The following is a 1,554-nucleotide window of genomic DNA, read 5'->3' as shown; positions in this document are numbered from 1 at the left end:
GGTCGGATCGTCATCACCGTTGGTGGCACCAGACAGGTCGCTTGTCGGCGCACCGGCCGGGTCATTGGCACGCGCCGTTGCCTGATTGGTTACGGTTCCCGCGTCGATGTCCGCCTGCACCAGCGCATAAGTCGCGGTGAAGGTGATCGTGCCGCCCACCGCAATGTCATCCACCACGGTGTCGGCATCCAGATCCGTCCCGCCTGAGGCGTAGGCCGGCACCGGCGCTGTCCCCGCGCCGGCAAACCCGGTCTCGGACACCGTCGCATCGAATAGCGACACGTTGCCGGTGTTCGTCACCACGTAGGTGTAGGTGATCGTATCCCCCACATCCGCCCGGCCATCGCCGCCATCGTTCAGAACCGAGGACTTCACCACCGCCAGCGACGGGGCCTGCGGCACCGGAACCACGACCGGCGCCGGCAAATCTCCGGTCGCCGGAGCGCCCTGCGGATCGTCCGCCGTGGCCGTCACGGTGTTTTCTACACCACCGGCATCCAGCGCCTGCTGGTTGACGGCAAAGGTCGCAGTGTAAACCCAGGTCTCGCCGACCTCGAAGAGGCTGTCGCCGTCATCGCCACCCGTCAGGCTGGGGGCCTGCGTCAGGGCCAACGCATCGCCGTTCGCATCGGTCAGCGTGTCCGTCAGAACGGGCGCTGTCAGGGTCACGTTGCCCGTATTTTCGACCGTGATCGTAAAGACGATCTCCTGACCAAGAACGACAGGATCGCTCAGCGCGCTGTCATCCGCTGTCTTGGTGACCTGCAACGCGGGAGCGTTCGCAATTGGCGTACTGGTCGGATCGTCATCACCGTTGGTGGCGCCAGACGGGTCGCTTGTCGGCGCACCGGCCGGGTCATTGGCACGCGCCGTTGCCTGATTGGTTACGGTTCCCGCGTCGATGTCCGCCTGCACCAGCGCATAAGTCGCGGTGAAAGTGATTGTGCCGCCCACCGCAATGTCATCCACCACGGTGTCGGCATCCAGATCCGTCCCGCCTGAGGCGTAGGCCGGCACCGGCGCTGTCCCCGCGCCGGCAAACCCGGTCTCGGACACCGTCGCATCGAATAGCGACACGTTGCCGGTGTTCGTCACCACGTAGGTGTAGGTGATCGTATCCCCCACATCCGCCCGGCCATCGCCGCCATCGTTCAGAACCGAGGACTTCACCACCGCCAGCGACGGGGCCTGCGGCACCGGAACCACGACCGGCGCCGGCAAATCTCCGGTCGCCGGAGCGCCCTGCGGATCGTCCGCCGTGGCCGTCACGGTGTTTTCTACACCACCGGCATCCAGCGCCTGCTGGTTGACGGCAAAGGTCGCAGTGTAAACCCAGGTCTCGCCGACCTCGAAGAGGCTGTCGCCGTCATCGCCACCCGTCAGGCTGGGGGCCTGCGTCAGGGCCAACGCATCGCCGTTCGCATCTGTCAGCGTGTCCGTCAGAACGGGCGGTGTCAGGGTCACGTTGCCCGTATTTTCGACCGTGATCGTAAAGACGATCTCCTGACCCAGAACGACAGGATCGCTCAGCGCGCTGTCGTCCGCTGTCTTGGT

The 1,554-nt window shown here is 65.4% G+C and carries 1 protein-coding gene; it reads right to left on the bottom strand.

Annotated features, from left to right (window positions below; translation table 11 throughout):
* Positions 1-1,554 (bottom strand): CLIPPER-2 domain-containing protein (locus ACTXGA_RS24440; RefSeq protein WP_443397314.1); only part of this gene is annotated, 1,554 nt, incomplete at both ends.

Source organism: Antarctobacter jejuensis, assembly GCF_052266595.1.
In the GTDB taxonomy this organism is placed as follows: Bacteria; Pseudomonadota; Alphaproteobacteria; order Rhodobacterales; family Rhodobacteraceae; genus Antarctobacter; species Antarctobacter jejuensis.
The sequence above is the reverse complement of the archived record's forward strand: the minus strand, read 5'-3'. Positions and strand labels throughout refer to the sequence as shown.